We start from the raw sequence: 17,013 nt of genomic DNA on the forward strand, positions 1-17,013 counted from the left end.
TTGGGTCTGCTTGTCCTGCTTTTGGCTGGCGGCGTTATCGCAGAAATCGCCTTGCTTTACGCGATATGCGGCTTCGCCATGGGCGCTATCGCCCTGTTCAAAGGACTGATGAATGGTCCGGGCCCGAAATTGACAGGCACGCTTCGCAGTGCACATCCCTGGTTAAGCTGGGGCATGTATGCCGTGTTGGTCCTATCCAGTGGCATCACGTTACGTGCGCTGATGGGAAACGGCAGTTTTGGCATTCCCTTGCCCCGCCTCTATTTCGTGACGCTTTCCATTGTCGCATTGCATGCGATCTTTCACTTGTGGCGGCACACAGCGCTTGGGGATGGCGCTTTGCAACGCATAACGCCAAAGGCGCTGCACGGCATTTTGTAGCGCACTCGGGGTCATCCGGTCCCAAATTCGAACGCAGCCTGCGCATTTCAACAGTGGAACCCGTGGCCTGCCTGCGCTAGTTTTGGCCCAAGCAACACGCAAGGTACCCCATGGACGCCTCAGGCCCCCAAGACGCCCCCGCACCACAATCGGAACACCGGTTTCCATGTGACAATTGCGGGGCAGATTTCCGCTTTGATCCAAGCGCCCATACCCTTGTCTGTGACCACTGCGGCAACACCGGCGACATGGACACACAAACGCCTTTTCATGCTATCAAGGAACTGGATTTTCGGGCCGCTCTTGACGCTGAATTGCCTCACTCGGAAATCGAAGAAACACGCGTTTCAAAATGCCCCAATTGCGCAGCTCAGGTTGAATTCGAACCCGATGTACACGCCGCCGAATGCCCGTTCTGCGCAACACCAGTCGTCACCGATACAGGCGCCCACCGCCATATCAAACCGCGTGGGCTGTTGCCTTTTGCAATGGATGAAAGTGCGGCCCGCTCATCAATGACAGACTGGTTGGGTGGGCTGTGGTTCGCCCCCTCAGGTTTGCAGGAATACGCCCGTAAAGGCCGGAAAATGCAGGGAATTTACGTGCCTTACTGGACTTTCGATGCAGATACGAAATCTGCATATGCCGGCGAACGGGGCACCGTCTACTACGAAAGCCAAACGGTCGTGCGCGACGGCAAACGCCAAACGGTACGGGTCGCCAAAGTCAGGTGGGCCCGCGTTCGGGGCCGCGTTGCACGCTTTTTTGACGATGTTTTGGTGTTAGCTTCAACCTCTTTGCCAAAACGGTTTACCGATGCGCTGGAACCATGGGATCTAAGTGCAATGGAGCCTTACGATCCTGCATATCTTGCTGGTTTTCGTGCAGAAGGGTATTCAATTGAACTGCAAGAGGGTTTCAAAGAGGCCCGCATGCGCATGGAAGCACAAATCACCCGTGACGTAAAATTCGACATTGGCGGTGACAAGCAACGGGTGCATGACATTCAGACCCAAATCAACGCCGTCACCTTCAAACACATTCTTCTGCCTGTATGGTTGGCAGCCTACAAATACCGCGGCAAAACCTACCGGTTTGTCGTCAACGGACGCACCGGGCGTGTGCAGGGTGAACGCCCCTATTCTGCCATCAAAATCACCATTGCTGTGGTGGTCGGACTGCTTGTTGCAGGGGCAATCGGGTTTGCTATGGCGATGAACCAATGACAGATTTCGAAACACTGAACCGCATCGCAACCGAACGCTATTCGTGCCGCGCCTATAAAGCCGATCCCGTGCCACGTGAAATAATCCAGAACATCGTGCAAGTCGCACAAAAAGTGCCAACATGGTGCAATGCTCAACCCTGGAAACTGACAATCACCGAAGGGGCAGGCACACAGCGCTTTGGTGCGGCATTGTACGATCAGGCGATGTCCAACGCGCCAGATCCCGATATCGAATGGCCCAAAGCCTATCCCGGAACGCTGGGGGAACGGCGACGGGCCTGCGGCTTTCAGCTGTATGATGCGTTGCAAATCCCCAAGGACGACCGCTCAGGACGCGCCGCACAGATGATGGAAAACTTCCGTTTCTTCGGGGCGCCGCATGTGGCAATTGTGACCACCCCCACTGTGCTTGGCACATATGGTGCCGTAGATTGTGGCGGCTTCGTTGCAGCCTTCACCCAAGCGGCCACAGCGCAGGGTTTGGGAACGATCGCACAAGGGGCAATCGCCGCTCAGGCCCCTTTCGTGCGGGGCTTTTTCGAATTGCCCGAAAATGAATGGGTATTGTGCGCAATATCCTTCGGCTATCCCGACACCAATCACCCCGCCAATGCCTTTCGAACAGACAGGGCAGCAGTTGGCGATGTCGTCACGTGGCACGACACATGAGGGCACTGATCCAAAGAGTGACCAAAGCCCGCGTGTCTGTGGACGGGTCTTGCGTCGGGGAATGTGGCGCGGGGGCATTGATCTTGGTCTGTGCCATGCCGGACGACACGCCAGTCACTGTTGAAAACCTAGCTGGCAAAATCGCCAAGCTGCGGATTTTCAAAGACGCAAACGGGAAAATGAACCTGTCATTGTTACAATCCGGCGGCCAAGCCTTGGTCGTCAGCCAATTCACACTGGCGGCAGACACTGCGCGGGGCAACAGGCCCGGGTTCTCGGGTGCGGCGAAACCAGACGTGGCAGAACGGCTTTACCGGCAATTCGTTGACGCGTTGCGGACCCTCGGGATTGAAACACAAACCGGCCAATTCGGCGCCGACATGGCCGTGGAACTGACAAACGACGGTCCGGTGACACTCTGGCTGGATACAGCAGACTAACCCGTCTGGTGCACCTGTCTTTTTCCTAAAAACACCCCCACCGAAGGCAAGGGGCCCATCAAATGAGATATCTACAATTCTCATGGCCGAAAACAATCGCTCCACCACATCGGACGACCGTTTCAAAGATGCCGTCAGCTTACGGTTCGCGAAACGCTTCGCGGGATTTGTAAAGCGGCTTCATAAGGTATTGCATAACCGTTTTGGCACCTGTGTGCAGCTCAACAGAAGCTTGCATGCCAGGACGGATGGCAATGCTGGCCTGCCTGTCCGTGAGGTTTTTAGTGTCCACACGCAACGTGACTTTGTAGTGTGGGTCGCCGTCAGCACGACGCGCCGTTTCATCTTTGAACGTATCAGCCGAGATCAGTTTTACCTCGCCCTGCAAAGACCCGAAAATCGTGTAATCATACGCAGACAGTTTTATTGTCGCCTTTTGGCCCGGGCGCACATTGGCGATGTTTTTGGGGTCAACGCGGGCTTCGACAAACAACTCTTCATCCATTGGAATGATCTGCAAAATTTCTTCGCCCGGACGTACAACGCCACCGATCGTAGTCACGCTCAGATTGTTCACAATGCCCTTCATCGGCGACAACAGCACGGTGCGCGACAGCTGGTCCAAGCTGGCTTTCAGATTTTGGCGCAATGTACCCAGCTCTTTCAGCGTGTCAGAAAACTGTTGTGCGCGTTCGAGTTCGGTTTGAGTCACGATCTCATCCATACGGATGCGGGCGTCGGCATGGGCTTTGCGGGCACGTGTGGCTTCGATCAGCGACACGATGTTGCGTTCCAGCAAATCTTCCAGCAGCGTTTTTTCTTTGGTCGCTTGATTGAGAACGCGCTGCGCACCCTCGCGGCGCGACACAAAATCGGATTGACGGGCTTGTAGCAAAGCACGCTCCGAGGCCACAATGCCGGGCGTGCGTTCAGCCAAGACCTCGGGCACGATGAAATCGAACTGTCCTGCCAGCTCGGCCTCAAGTCGCAAACGGCGAATTTCCAAAGCTGTAATCTGGTCTTGCAGGTCGTCCACAGCCGATTTGAATTGCGTGCCATGCAACCGCGCCAGAACGTCGCCCCGTTCCACAACATCCCCTTCTTGCACCGCAAGTTCGGCAAGAATACCGCCTTCAAGGTTTTGGATAATTTGCGGACGAGACGATGAAATCATCGACCCCTCGGCACGCACAATTTCGTCGACCCAAGCGAATGCGGCCCAGATCAAAAACACCAGAACCGATGCCGCGCACAACCAGACCACATAGCTTGGGCCTTTCATGTCGCCGCCCAACTGCGTGTTCAGGTTCGTCTGGCTTGCAACGCTCATCCGATGGCCCCTTTCATCGGAACCACAAGGCCCGTCTGGTTCAAATGCGCCAGCACCTGATCCCGCGGACCGTCTACTGTCATGCGCCCGTTCTGCAACAAAAGTGTGCGGTTCGTCAGGGCCAAAATCGGGGCACGGTGCGTGGCGATGATCGCTGTGCGCCCTTCCATCCAGCGTTCCAACCGGCTGACAAGCGTGGCTTCCAGCTTTTGATCCAGTGCCGCTGTCGGTTCATCCAAAAGGCAAATCTGCGGGTCTTGCAACCAAAGCCGCGCCCACCCGATGGATTGACGTTGCCCGATGGACAGCCCTTGGCCACCATCCAGAATTTCAAGATCAAGGCCTTTGTGATGTCCTTTGACAAATGGCCCAAGCCCCGCAAAATCCAATGCTTCCAACAGGCGCGTGTCGTCGCGTTCCAGCATGGTCAGGTTCAGGTTGTCCCGCAACGTGCCTGAAAACAGGCGCACATCTTGTCCAAGGTATCCAATCAAGCGGCGCAAGTCGCGTGGCTCAATCTGGCTCATTTCTGTGCCGTCCAACAAAACGCGGCCAGTGGATGGTGCGTAAAGCCCGCTTAAAACTTTCAAAAGCGATGATTTGCCAGACCCGTTGGCCCCAAGGATCGCGATGCGTTGTCCTGGCAGGATCGCAACGCCCGGAATATCTAGCGTCGGTGCGCCATCATCTTCGTAGCGAAACGTCAATTCACGCAACTCAAAATGCCCTTTCAGGCTTTCACGGCGCAAATATGTGCGGTCTTCGTCCGCGTCTTGTTCCGACATCGCCACTGCGTCCAAGCCGTCTAGCGCCGTTTTCACATTACCCCAACGCGCCATGGTGCCAGCCAACTGCGTCAGCGGCGCCAAGGTCCGGCTGGTCAAAATGCCCACCGCGATGATGGAACCCACGGTAAAATGCCCGGCAAACACCAGATACGTGCCCACGATCACAGCGGCGACATAGGTGGCCTGCTGGACCCCTTGGCTCCAGAATGTCAGCACAGACGCCAGCTTGCGTTGTTCGGAGGATTTCAGCGCAGACAGCGTTGTTAATTCCGACCACAAGCGCATCACACGGTCTTCGGCGCGCTGGGTCTTGACCGTATCACGTTCAAAGATCGCCTCGTGCAAAAGGCGCGAAGACTTGGCAGAGGCCCCTTGGGTTTCCGCCGTCAACTGCATCATTTTCTTTTGCATGAAAAAGCCCGGCACCACCATCAGGATACCGCCAAGCACCAGAACCCAAACAACATTTCCAGCGATTGAAGCCACAAGTAGCAAGAACACAAAGATAAACGGGATGTCTGCGATTGTTCCGATGGTCGAGGCGGTGAAAAATTCGCGCACCGACCCGAATTCGCGCATCGCAGAAAACGTCATTGACGGGGATTGCCCCCGCACGTCAGACCGCATGCCGATCACGCGTTCCATCAAAACGCCCAGAACAGACAATTCAATCTGGCGCCCTGCCCCATCCATCAAACGGGCGCGCGCAATTTTCAAAAACGCTTCCATCAACAGCGCAAGGCACGCGCCAACCGCCAACACCCAAAGCGTGGCTTCGGATTGATGCGGGATCACACGGTCGTAGACTTGCAACGAAAACAACGCCACGGCGACGGCAAGAAGGTTGGCGACAAACGATCCCAACGCGACTTCACCCAACTGGCGTTTGAAAGTATGAAACTGCCCCCAGAACCAATGTGCAGGCTTGGCTTCGGTCTTGTGCGTTTTGGCCACAGTCGCCAAAGGCGCTTCTGCCCGCACAAGAAGACCTGCAAAGTAGGGTTCAAAATCCGCCATCGGGACATGGGCGCGATTGTCGGTGCAGGTTTTGTCGTAAATCACCAAATCGCCGCGCGATTGACCCATCACAAGCACCACCTGCCCGCTGGTCATGTAAGCTAGGGCGGGCCATTGATCGGCGGTGAAATGTTGCAATGTGCAGACTTCGGTCACACAGCCGATATGCGACAGTCCTTTGGCGATGGCATGGGCTTCAACCGCATCGCTAGCGCCATCAGATGTGGCTTTGGAGATTGCATCAAACGCATCGGATTTCAACGCATCAACGCCAAGCAATCCCGCATAGACCACCGCCAGTTCGGCGCGCGCCTGAATGCGGTCACCAAACAGGTTTTTATTGTCCGCTTCTGGCGCTTGCACCTTGGCAGAGGCTTCAATGCGGCCCCGGTTGCCATTGGTGATGGTCAGCGTGAAAGGCTGCGTGCTCATTAAATCTGGCCCCCGTCGGCCAGCACACCCAAGATCCGCGCCATCTCAATGCGCAGACGTGCCGCTTCGTATTTGGTGGTAACTTCACTTGTTTGAGCGCGCGCAAAGGTTTCATAGACGCCAACAACGTCCATCACCTGACGCTGTCCTGCGCGGTATTGTTCCTGAAACAGGTCCAGGTTTTGCTTGGCTTGCTGGCGCAGGTTTGAGGCTTCGCCCGTTTGACGGGTTTTGGCCGCAATCTGGCTTTCAAGGCTTTTTAGCGCGCGATTGGAATCTTCCGTGGCTTCCAGCACCAAACGGCCAGCGGTTTCTTTGGCCACTTCGATGGATTTCAAACGCGCACCTGTGCCAAGACCCAACTGTGCGCCCCCACCATTGACCGTCACACCGCCATTTGCGCCCAGCGTGCCACGGGCCGAAAGGCCAGGCAATTGGCTTGCACGATCCACAGAAGCCGCAGCAATCGCACGTGTTTTTTCGGCTTCGGCACGCACCACAGCCAAAGGCTGCGCCGCATTTGCGGAGACCGGCAACCGCGTAATTCCGCGCACATCTGTCAGCGGATCAATCGCCATCGCGTTCAATTCCGACAGGTTTGTGCGGGCTGTTTCGCGGCTGGCTTCCAGATCGGCGCGGATTTCAGCCAGCTTCTGGCGGATAATGTTCAGATCAGAGCGGTCAGAAACACCACCGCGCACGCGCTCGGACATGATGTATTCAAAGCGGCTCATGTCCTCAAACGTGGTTTCGGAAAGTGACGCCTTTTCGCGCCCTTCTGCGGCGGCCAAGTACAATGTCAGCGCGGTTGCCGCGCGGTCGTTGGTGTCTTCGGCCAAGGCCACGGCTGCGACTTCGACATCCGCTTTAGCAAAGGCGCGTTCGCCCTTCTTGCGTCCGTTGTCAAAGATCACCTGATCCACAACCAGATTGGCCACCACAGATGACAAGGATGTCAGCGAGATTTGCGGCCCAATCGTCGGCAACCAGTTCTTGCTGGCCGCTTCCGCACGCAATCGTGCGGATTTCAATTCAGATTCAGCCGCGCGGTTGTTGGCGGCCATCACAGATGTTGTGACCCGTTCAAAAGAACTGCTTTCGGGCACGATAGATCGCCGGCTGACCAGCCCTTGAATGATCGTGCTTTCAGCGTTCAGCTTGTCATCGTATTTGGTGTCCGTTGAGGCATATGCGGTCGTTTTTGGCGCCGCTGCCGTTTCTGTCACACCGGTTTCGGGTGCGCGCATTCGCGAGACAAGATTACTGTCTCCGAAGTCACTCATACAGCCCGAAAGCCCAATTACTACTGCACAGGCTACGCCTGTACCTTTTACACCATGCCCCATGTCCTGCCCTTAACGTGCCGGTACTATTATTTTGTTGTGGTGGGCGCGGTTCGGGATCGCTTTTGTGGATCCCGTCCCCGCCTCAATTATAATGGATCGGCCAAAATCCTGTAGCCTTTAGCCGATCACAGTATTCACTGTGATTTCATCATCGATCAGCACGGTGCCTGCACCGACGTTGTAGATGTTGTAATCTGCGCCATCGACAGTTGTGGTCCCGGCGGCCTGTCCGCCTGTCAGGGTCACTTGGTCGTCGCCGCCACCTGTCACGATCAACTGATCCGTGTTCGAGGACAGGTTCACAAGCTGCGCTTCGTTGATTGTCAGATGCGCTTCTTCCGCAAAGTTCAGATCAACGGTTTCAACCTGATAATTGCCCAAGCCCGGTGTCGCCAAAGACGTTGTCGATCCTGCAACGCCGTCATCAAGCACAACATATGTGCCTGCGGTGTTGCCAGCATCGTCTGTTGCCGTGATCACAAGGTTTGAGCCGTCCGGCACATCACTGCCAAACCGGAATTCGGTTTCACCAAATGCGTTGTCTGCAGATTGCGCCGGTGTGGCGGTGATTGCAGAATCCGTAACCTGCGCAATGGACACATCATCATCGGTTTGCTCGATGGAAATGCCGCGCACACCATCACCAATTGTTGTCAGCGATGCCATGACCGGCCCGTCGGGCGCGTCCGTGTCAATACGCAGAGTGTCCGAAATCGTGGCCGTGTTGTCATGCGCATCGGTTGCCATAACCGTAATGTCAGCGTCATAGCTGCCAGCAGGGATCGCCGAAGCCGGAACATCCAGGCTCCAGTTGCCTGCCGCATCCACATTCGCCACCAGCGTGGTGCCGTGGAAGTCTACAACAACAGTAGACCCGGCTTCGACCTGCCCACCAAGGCTGATGCCCGTGCTGGCTTCGGACGCGTTCACCACGTTGTCGCCTGCCACGTTACCCGCCGAGAAGTTCAGCGTGTTGACCAATGTGTCGACTTCAACAGTGTCGTTAATGGTTGCCACGTTGCCAGCGGCATCCGTCGCCGTCACTTCCAAAGCGACATTTTGTTCGCCTGTTGTGATCTGGTTGGATTGGTACGCCGCCGTCCAGTTGCCGTTGGCATCCACAGTCGCAGGCACGGTAACACCGCCCAACGTGACCATTACGGACGATCCCGGTTCAGTTGTGCCTGTGATGGTAACGCCAGATGCCTGTTCGGACGCGTTGATCACGCCATCACCTGCAACTGTATTTGCGCTTACCGACATGTTGTCGACCTGCGTGTCTACCTGAACGCTGTCCGTGGCCGTGCGTGTGTTGCCTGCAGCGTCTGTTGTGGTCGCTTCGATATTGGCAGTGTACGTGCCCGGTGCGATTTCGCCTGCTGCAAATGTTGCATTCCAGACGCCGTTTGCGCCCGTCACTACGGTATGGCTGACGCCGCCCATTGTTACGGTCACAATTGCACTTGGGTCTGCGGTACCGGACAAGACAACACCGTCGCTGGCCTCGGCTGCGTTGATGATGTCATCGCCTTCGACCGGCGCAGGGCTGATGGTCAAAAGACCCGCTTCGGTATCAACGCTGACGGATTGCGTGATTTCAGACGTGTTGCCTGCCGCGTCCGTGGCTGTCGCCGTCATGGTCGTGGTGTATGTGCCGCCAGCCAGCTGATCGCTGCTGAAGGTCGCAGTCCAGCTGCCGTTTGCGGCAACTGTTGCTGTTGTTGTCACCCCACCCAGAACAACAGAGACTGTTGAACCCGGTTCGGCTTGCCCCGTGACCACCAGACCCGATTGTGCTTCGGCTTGGTTGATCACACCGTCTGCACCGCCTGCGGTAGAGGTGTAGTTGAAGGCATTTACAAAGGTGTCGACCTGCACTGTGCCCGTTGTGGTCGCAGAGTTGCCGTTGGCATCCGTCGCAACCGCGGTCACGGTTGCATCGTATTCGCCCGACGCCACCGCTGAGGCGGGGAAATCCACCGTCCAGCTGCCGTCAGACGCCACAGTCGCGGCCAGAGTTGTCGATCCGAATGTCACACTTACAGTCGATCCAGCCTGCGCGGACCCTGTCAGGGTGATCCCACCGGCAGCTTCGACGCCATTTACAGTACCATCACCGCCAACAGCTGATGTGTTGATGACAACTTCACTGACCGTGTCGATCACCAGAACTTCAGAATAGGTCGAGGCATTGCCCAGCGCATCTGTCGCCACAATCGTCATGGTCTCGGAATATTCGCCGCCAGCGAATGTGCCTGCGGGCCATGTCACGGACCAAGATCCGTCGTCGCCCACTGTGGTCGTTTGCGTGTTGCCCGCGACGGTCACGCTGACGGATGCACCTGCTTCACCGGTGCCGCCCACTGTCGCGCCGCCATCCAATTCGGATGCGTTAAAGATATCGCCATTGGATTCAGTGCCGAATGTAACGGACACTTCCGGCGGCGTTGTGTCGATGAGAAAAACAGGACCATCCAGATCATATGTCTCACCGCCGCCCGTGACTGTTACGTCTGCTTGGGATGTGCCGTCGCTTGGCAGATTGTCACCGTCAAAAGTCACGCCCCATGTGCCATCGTCGCCAATCAGCGTATCCAAGGATTGGTCCCCCACGACCACTTCGACCAGATCGCCGGGATGACCGGTGCCTGTCACAACAACCTCGTATGGCATCACCGTGCCGCCGACGCTTGGCGTGCTGTCGGCATTGTCCACAGTTGGTTCTGTGTGTGGTGGTTCACCCCCCCCGCCACCGCCACCGCCGCCACCACCGACAACGGCCAGACCGCCGACGCCAGCTGCGACACCTGCGGCACCCAAGCCGCCACCGCCCAGCAATGCGCCCAGTGGCGCAAGCATGGACACTTCGTCGTCAGCAACGGGGCCCACAGCAACTTCTGTGCGACCCAAATAGATCAAATCATCAGATGGGCTCCATTTGCCCCACTGCTCTGTTGGACCGAACTGGGCGTAAAGGCCACCATCGGTTGTTTCAACAAATGCAACTTCATTCAGGTAGCCGTCGGCGCTGATGAACAGGCGGTTCGCCTCGCCAGCGTCATTGAAGTAATTCTCGATCACGATAATGCGGCCATCCGAGAGCACGATGCTCAAATCGTCGCCGCTGCGCGAATGCCCCTCCATGTCCACTTGACGCAGATTGAGGGAAATTTCCTGACCATTTGTGACCTGGATTGTAGTCGTTTCAGCCTCTGCTGATACCGTACCACGATTTAATGCGCCCGCACCATCACGGACGACGAAATCAATCGCCTTCATAACACCACCACTCTACCTCGAAACCCATTCAATGCGGGTCTCATTTTGTGTTTTTCTTCAGCAGGCGTTGTTTTTTTTGCCGCTCTGCTTGCGTTCTGTGTTTTGCAACTTAACGCAAAGGCGAATCTAGGGCTAGTCTCTTTTTTCACCAAAATCGCTATTTCGTGAGGCTTTGGGTACATGTGGCCTTCAATTCGGGGCAGAAGTGTTGTCCTTATTGTGGCACCGCCAGCAACAAAAGGGGCCAAAGATGTCCACAGCAGATGATTTGGTCACCATATGGACGGCAGGCGTTGATGCCGTCATTGGACGTCGCGCTGTGTGCGATGCGCTGCGTCAGCACAATGTGATGCGCCCTGACGCGGTGATTGCAGTTGGAAAAGCGGCCGCATCTATGGCCGCAGCAGCACATGATGCCTTTGGCCCTTTGCCCATGTTGATTGTGACAAAGCACGGACATGTAAATGACGCCCCGCAAAACGCGGAAATTATCGAAGCCGCACATCCCGTGCCAGATGCACAAAGTCTGAAAGCCGGGGCGCGGTTGATCGACGCCGTGGACAATATGGCCCAAGACACACATCTGCTGGTGCTGACATCCGGCGGTGCCTCTGCTTTGGCCGAGCATCTCGTGGACGGGTTGTCTTTGGGCGATCTTGCGGACCGCACCCAAGCCCTGCTTGCGTCAGGGCAAGACATTCACGCCATCAATGCGCTGCGCAAAGATCTGTCCGCAATAAAGGGCGGCAAACTTCTGGCACGCTTCAAAGGGCAACGCATCACCAGCCTTGCCATTTCCGATGTCGAGGGGGACGCTTTGGGCGTCATAGGGTCAGGCATTGGCGATGCGCCTGCTGACACACCGTTTGATTTTGCCCCATACATCGTCGCCAGCAACGCCATCGCCCGTGCGGCAGCAGCACATGCGGCGCCGGGCGTTGTTTTAAGCAATACTGAAGACCTTTACGACGATGTCGTAGCGCTGGCACCGCGCATCGCGGCCCAAGTGCTTGCGGCAGGTCCGGGCCTGCACATCAAAGGGGGTGAGCCAACAGTGATATTGCCGCCCAACCCCGGCAAAGGCGGACGCAACATGGCATTGGCTTTGCTATTGGCCCGCGAAATTGCGGGGATCGAAGGCGTGCAAATTCTGGTTGCAGGCACCGATGGCACAGACGGGCCAACGGATGCGGCGGGCGCTTTGGTGGACGGGCACACGTGGGACGTGAGCGGGTCAGAGGCTTTGAACACTGCAAATGCCGCCCCGTGGCTGGACGCCCGTGGGGCGTTGTTTCGCAGCGGACCGACAGGAACAAACGTGATGGACATATTGATCGCCAAACGGACCTGACCCGGGTACGCACCGCGCCCGCTTGACAGCCACACCACCTTCGCCGCACCGTCGCGCCATGACACATCAAAAACTCCGCGCCATCGAAGAAAACGCCGATTATGGCATCACCCTGTCCGATGGCACCCGCCTGTCGGCCCGCGTCTGGATGCCAAAGGATGCCGGTGATGATCCGGTGCCTGCCATCCTCGAATTCCTACCCTACCGCAAGCGCGACGGCACAACCGCGCGGGACGCATTGACCCATCCCTATTTCGCGCAGCGCGGCTATGCCTGCGTGCGTGTCGATATGCGCGGCAATGGCGACAGTTATGGTGTGATGGAAGACGAATACACCCAACAGGAACTGGATGATGCCGTTGAAGTCATTCACCATCTTGCCACACAAGGTTGGTGCAACGGCCGCGTGGGTATGATGGGCATCAGCTGGGGCGGGTTCAACGGGTTACAAGTTGCCGCGATGACGCCTGAGCCTTTGAAAGCGGTGATAACTTTATGTTCGACTGTCGACCGCTTTGCCGACGACATCCACTATAAGGGCGGCTGCCTTTTGAATGAAAATCTGGGCTGGGGGGCGACCATGTGGTCCTATTCCAGCCGGGCACCGGACCCTGCCTTGCGTGAGGACTGGCGCGAAATGTGGTTGGAGCGTTTGGAAAACGAACCTTTCCTGCCGTCCACATGGCTGCGCCACCAGACACGAGACGACTATTGGAAACACGGCTCCGTTTGTGAAAGCTACGATACAATCAAGGCCAAGGTTCTCGCTGTTGGCGGTTGGGGAGATGCCTACAAAAATGCAGTCCCACAGATTGTCAAAAATATTCCCGGCGCCAAAGGTATCATCGGACCCTGGGTCCACAAATACCCGCATTTTGCAGTGCCCGAACCGCGTATCGGCTTTCTGCAAGAGGCGTTGCGGTGGTGGGACACATGGCTGAAGGATGCAGACACCGGGGTGGATCAAGATCCACCTTACCGCGTCTACCAGATGGACGGTGTGCGTCCTGCGACGTGGTACGCAGAGCGCCCCGGTCATTGGCGCGCTTTAGACCGATGGCCGGAAACAGGCATCCACGCCCCGGCGGCCCGATATTCCTTTCAGCAAGACGGCACTCTGACTGAGGGACATCCGCCCGAGCCCATCAACGTGTCGGTATCCTCGCCCCAGGATTGTGGAATGGACGCCGGTGAATACTGCGCCATATGGTTGGGCCCCGAACAGCCCGGCGACCAACGCCGCGACGATGCGCTGTCGGCCACATGGGACAGCGATCCCTTGACCTTTGATCTGAACATCACAGGCGCGCCGAATATCTTTTTGCGTGTGGCATCTGACAAACCTGTGGCGCAGATTGCAGTCCGCTTGAACCATGTGCATCCCGATGGGGCATCGACCCGCATCACCTATGGCGTATTGAACCTGAACACCCCTATCGCCGGACAAGCGCCGCATGATTTGGTAGACGGCGAATGGGGGTGGGGCACATTGAATTTGGACAATGTGGCCTACACCGTTCCTGCAGGTCACAGGCTACGCATTGCGGTGTCTGACACTTATTGGCCGCTGATCTGGCCATCGCCCGAAAAAACATCACTGCGTATCGTGAAGGGGGCCGCGACCCTGCCCACTTCTTTGGGCCCAAGCAAGCAGCGCCCCACGCCGCAGTTCGCAGCCCCCGAAGCGGCACCACCATGGGAAACTGAAACACTACGTCCCGAAAACCACATACGTCGCCAAGAAACCGACATGACCACAGGCATCGTATCTTTGGTCATCGAGGATGATTTTGGGAAAGTCCGCGATCTGGATCATGGCCTGATCAACGGCTCTATTGCCCGCGAACGCTGGGACATTCACCCGAATGACCCGCTGTCTGCAAGCGGCTCTTGCCACTGGAGCGACGAGATAGAGCGCGACAACTTGCGTCTGCGCACAGAGGCACGGTGCGACATGTGGTCGGACGCGACGCATTTCTACCTTGCCGCGAAAATGGAAGCCTTCGAAAATGACGTGCTGATCTATGAACGCGACATCACAGACAAAATAGAACGGAACGGCATCTGACGCATCTGTGTCATGAAAGCGTTATTAACACTTGCGAGCGCGGCATTAATGCGCAAACTTGATTCATCAATCAAGAAAAAGCCGCGCCACAGACGCGCGGATGTAGTCAACACGGGAGAAGATTTGATGACGACGGAACTACAACACCTTACGGATAAGGTAAAGGCCGGCACCATGACACGCCGCGAATTCATGAGCAAAGCTGCAGCACTTGGTGTGTCCGCAGCTGTTGCCACATCTTTCCTTGCGGATGCAGCCTATGCGGCAACGCCCGTCAAAGGCGGCACGTTCAAAATGGGCGTGCAGGGTGGCGAATCAACAAACAGCCAAGACCCTGCGACATGGGCCTCTGATGTGCCAATCGCCGGTGGCTTCTGCTGGGGTGAGACCTTGGCCTATGCGGGTCCGAATGGTCTGGAACCACGTGTTGCGGAAAGCTGGGAAGGCTCTTCAGATGCTAAAACATGGCGTTTCAAAGTCCGTCAGGGGATCACATTCTCTAACGGTGCCGCGGTAACAGCCGAAGACGTTCTGGCAACGATGCAGCGCCACTCGAACGAGGATTCCAAGTCCGGTGCTTTGGGCATCATGAAGGGCATCGAATCTATGCGCGCCGACGGCGACGTGTTTGAATTGACGCTGGCCATCGGCAACGCCGACTTGCCGTATCTGATGGCAGACTACCACTTGATCATTCAGCCCAACGGTGGCTTTGATGACGTGGCTGCCGCCATCGGCACCGGCCTTTACACGCTGGAAACCGATGAGCCGGGCGTGCGTATGACGTTCAAAAAGAACCCCAACCACTGGGCTGCAGACGAAATGGGCCACTATGACGCTGTTGAAGTGATCGTTTTGAACGATGCAACAGCGCGGACTGCTGCGTTGCAATCCGGTCAGGTCGACACAATCAACCGTGTTGAACCAAAGATCGCGAAACTGTTGGGTCGTGCACCAAACATCGATGTGCGCACAACATCGGGCCGTGGCCACTATGTGTTTATCGCCCACGTCGACACAGCACCTTTCGACAACAACGATCTGCGCCTTGCGTTGAAGTATGCGTTGAACCGTCAGGAAATGGTCGACAAAATCCTGCAAGGCTTTGGATCGGTCGGCAACGACATGCCCATCAACGAAGCCTACCCGCTGTTTGATGAATCGATCCCGCAGCGCGCGTTCGATCTTGAAAAGGCGGCAGAGCATTACAAAAAGTCCGGCCATGACGGATCGCCTATCATCCTGCGCGTTGCAGATGGTGCGTTCCCGGGTGCGGTTGATGCGGCAGCCTTGTTCCAGCAATCTTGCGAAGCGGCAGGCATTCCACTGGAAATCAAGCGTGAACCAAACGATGGTTACTGGTCCGAAGTCTGGAACGTGCAGCCATATTGCGCATCCTATTGGGGTGGTCGTCCGGTCCAGGACCAGATGTATACCACGGCCTATCTGTCTACAGCAGACTGGAACGACACCCGCTGGAAGCGCGAGGATTTCGACGCGATGCTGTTGGAGGCCCGCGCAGAGCTGGACGAAGGCGCACGCAAAGAGATCTATTCCAAAATGGGTCGCTTGTTGAACGAAGAAGGCGGCGTCATGGTGCCGATGTTCAACGACTTTGTGGATGCTGTGTCCTCAGACGTTCAGGGCTGGGAAACCAACCCGTCGGGTCCACAAATGTACTGGACTGCTTTCGCCAAGACATGGAAGGCGTAAGGACACCTTATGCATCCCATCCTTAAACTTGTTGCCCAGCGTTTAACGCTGGGCATCATTCTGCTCTTCGCCGCCTCTGCACTTATCTTTGGCTTGACCGAAATCCTGCCCGGCGACGCAGCACAAGCCCAATTGGGCCAAGCCGCCACCCCTGAAAGCCTTGCCAACCTGCGCGAGGAAATGGGGCTGAACCGCCCTGCCCTGACGCGCTACACCGAATGGATCGGTGGCATGATGACAGGCGATATGGGCAATGCCCTGTCCAACAAACTCTCCATCAGTGAACAAATCGGCAAACGCCTTGGGGCGACTATTTTCCTGGCCAGCTGGGCTGCCTTGATTTCTGTTCCTTTGGCTATTCTTCTGGGCCTGATTGCCGTGCGTTACCAAAACCGCTGGCCTGACAAAGTGATTTCGGGCTCTACGCTCACGTTCATTTCTTTGCCGGAATTCATGCTGGCCTATATCCTGATTTTTGTGATTGGCGTTAAGTTGCAGTGGGCCCCGTCATTCGCAAATGTGTCGCCTGACATGCCCTTGCTGGACAAGTTGCATGCCATTTCGCTGCCCGTGACCGTCCTGACGCTGGTGGTTCTTGCGCACATGATGCGCATGACCCGGGCGGCCATTTTGAACGTGATGCAGTCCGCTTATATCGAAACCGCAGAGCTGAAAGGCTTGACCACGTTTGAGGTGATCCGCAAACACGCTTTCCCAAACGCAATCGCGCCCATCGTCAATGTCGTCATGCTGAACCTTGCCTATCTGGTGGTTGGTGTTGTCGTGGTCGAAGCCGTTTTTGCCTATCCGGGCATGGGACAATATCTGGTGGATGCCGTGGTAAAACGCGACGTGCCTGTGGTGCTGACGTCCGGTGTCATTTTTGCAGCCGTTTACATTGTGCTGAACATGATCGCCGACGTTGTATCCATTCTGTCAAACCCAAGATTGAGGCATCCAAAGTGATTTTT

At 56.5% G+C, this 17,013-nt stretch carries 12 protein-coding genes; 8 read left to right on the forward strand and 4 right to left on the reverse strand.

Features of this window, described 5'->3' with window-relative positions; genetic code table 11:
- The 4 genes from ABJL60_RS19810 to dtd all read left to right on the forward strand — a co-directional run bounded on the left by ABJL60_RS19810 (position 1) and on the right by dtd (position 2,718).
- Complete coding sequence (locus ABJL60_RS19810; RefSeq protein WP_348502181.1) at positions 1-381, forward strand: hypothetical protein; 381 nt, start codon at positions 1-3, stop codon at positions 379-381.
- Positions 382-491: 110 nt separating this feature from the next.
- Entirely contained in the window at positions 492-1,607 is a 1,116-nt protein-coding gene (locus ABJL60_RS19815; protein WP_348374095.1) for a TFIIB-type zinc finger domain-containing protein, read from the forward strand.
- Complete coding sequence (locus ABJL60_RS19820) at positions 1,604-2,278, forward strand: nitroreductase family protein (protein WP_348374096.1); 675 nt, start codon at positions 1,604-1,606, stop codon at positions 2,276-2,278. Before ABJL60_RS19815 ends, ABJL60_RS19820 begins: the two co-directional genes overlap by 4 nt.
- Positions 2,275-2,718: a D-aminoacyl-tRNA deacylase gene (gene dtd / locus ABJL60_RS19825; RefSeq protein WP_348374097.1), complete on the forward strand. Its 444-nt coding sequence runs from the start codon at positions 2,275-2,277 to the stop codon at positions 2,716-2,718. Before ABJL60_RS19820 ends, dtd begins: the two co-directional genes overlap by 4 nt.
- 139 nt (positions 2,719-2,857) lie before the next feature.
- On the opposite strand, the gene ABJL60_RS19830 is transcribed toward dtd, so the two are convergent.
- The 4 genes from ABJL60_RS19830 to ABJL60_RS19845 form a co-directional block, all read right to left on the reverse strand.
- Entirely contained in the window at positions 2,858-4,048 is a 1,191-nt protein-coding gene (locus ABJL60_RS19830; protein ID WP_348374098.1) for an HlyD family efflux transporter periplasmic adaptor subunit, read from the reverse strand.
- The gene (locus ABJL60_RS19835) at positions 4,045-6,285 is read right to left on the reverse strand and encodes an ATP-binding cassette domain-containing protein (RefSeq protein WP_348285863.1); all 2,241 of its coding nucleotides are present in this window, start codon (positions 6,283-6,285) and stop codon (positions 4,045-4,047) included. The genes ABJL60_RS19830 and ABJL60_RS19835 overlap by 4 nt, the downstream gene beginning before the upstream one ends.
- Positions 6,285-7,532, reverse strand: a complete 1,248-nt coding sequence (locus ABJL60_RS19840) for a TolC family protein (protein ID WP_348502183.1) — start codon at positions 7,530-7,532, stop codon at positions 6,285-6,287. Before ABJL60_RS19840 ends, ABJL60_RS19835 begins: the two co-directional genes overlap by 1 nt.
- Positions 7,533-7,748: 216 nt before the next feature.
- Positions 7,749-10,910, reverse strand: a complete 3,162-nt coding sequence (locus ABJL60_RS19845; RefSeq protein WP_348374100.1) for an Ig-like domain-containing protein — start codon at positions 10,908-10,910, stop codon at positions 7,749-7,751.
- A gap of 250 nt (positions 10,911-11,160) precedes the next feature.
- Here ABJL60_RS19845 and ABJL60_RS19850 point away from each other — a divergent pair, with 250 nt between their 5' ends.
- The 4 genes from ABJL60_RS19850 (at position 11,161) to ABJL60_RS19865 (ending at position 17,008) form a co-directional block, all read left to right on the forward strand.
- Entirely contained in the window at positions 11,161-12,261 is a 1,101-nt protein-coding gene (locus ABJL60_RS19850) for a DUF4147 domain-containing protein (protein ID WP_348374101.1), read from the forward strand.
- A 58-nt stretch (positions 12,262-12,319) separates the two neighbouring features.
- Positions 12,320-14,329, forward strand: a complete 2,010-nt coding sequence (locus ABJL60_RS19855) for a CocE/NonD family hydrolase (RefSeq protein ID WP_348374102.1) — start codon at positions 12,320-12,322, stop codon at positions 14,327-14,329.
- A gap of 126 nt (positions 14,330-14,455) precedes the next feature.
- Positions 14,456-16,042, forward strand: a complete 1,587-nt coding sequence (locus tag ABJL60_RS19860) for an ABC transporter substrate-binding protein (protein WP_348285858.1) — start codon at positions 14,456-14,458, stop codon at positions 16,040-16,042.
- 9 nt (positions 16,043-16,051) lie between these two features.
- Positions 16,052-17,008, forward strand: coding sequence for an ABC transporter permease (locus ABJL60_RS19865; RefSeq protein WP_348285857.1), 957 nt, complete (start codon positions 16,052-16,054; stop codon positions 17,006-17,008).
- Positions 17,009-17,013 lie beyond the last annotated feature (5 nt).

The organism is Ascidiaceihabitans sp. (genome assembly GCF_039986515.1).
Classification (GTDB): Bacteria; Pseudomonadota; Alphaproteobacteria; order Rhodobacterales; family Rhodobacteraceae; genus Ascidiaceihabitans.

Coding starts and splice junctions, on each gene's coding strand:
- ABJL60_RS19815 (WP_348374095.1), top strand. CDS start 492: ATGGACGCCTCAGGCCCCCAAGACGCCCCCGCACCACAATCGGAACAC.
- ABJL60_RS19820 (WP_348374096.1), top strand. CDS start 1,604: ATGACAGATTTCGAAACACTGAACCGCATCGCAACCGAACGCTATTCG.
- dtd (WP_348374097.1), top strand. CDS start 2,275: ATGAGGGCACTGATCCAAAGAGTGACCAAAGCCCGCGTGTCTGTGGAC.
- ABJL60_RS19830 (WP_348374098.1), bottom strand. CDS start 4,048: ATGAGCGTTGCAAGCCAGACGAACCTGAACACGCAGTTGGGCGGCGAC.
- ABJL60_RS19835 (WP_348285863.1), bottom strand. CDS start 6,285: ATGAGCACGCAGCCTTTCACGCTGACCATCACCAATGGCAACCGGGGC.
- ABJL60_RS19840 (WP_348502183.1), bottom strand. CDS start 7,532: ATGCGCGCACCCGAAACCGGTGTGACAGAAACGGCAGCGGCGCCAAAA.
- ABJL60_RS19845 (WP_348374100.1), bottom strand. CDS start 10,910: ATGAAGGCGATTGATTTCGTCGTCCGTGATGGTGCGGGCGCATTAAAT.
- ABJL60_RS19850 (WP_348374101.1), top strand. CDS start 11,161: ATGTCCACAGCAGATGATTTGGTCACCATATGGACGGCAGGCGTTGAT.
- ABJL60_RS19855 (WP_348374102.1), top strand. CDS start 12,320: ATGACACATCAAAAACTCCGCGCCATCGAAGAAAACGCCGATTATGGC.
- ABJL60_RS19860 (WP_348285858.1), top strand. CDS start 14,456: ATGACGACGGAACTACAACACCTTACGGATAAGGTAAAGGCCGGCACC.
- ABJL60_RS19865 (WP_348285857.1), top strand. CDS start 16,052: ATGCATCCCATCCTTAAACTTGTTGCCCAGCGTTTAACGCTGGGCATC.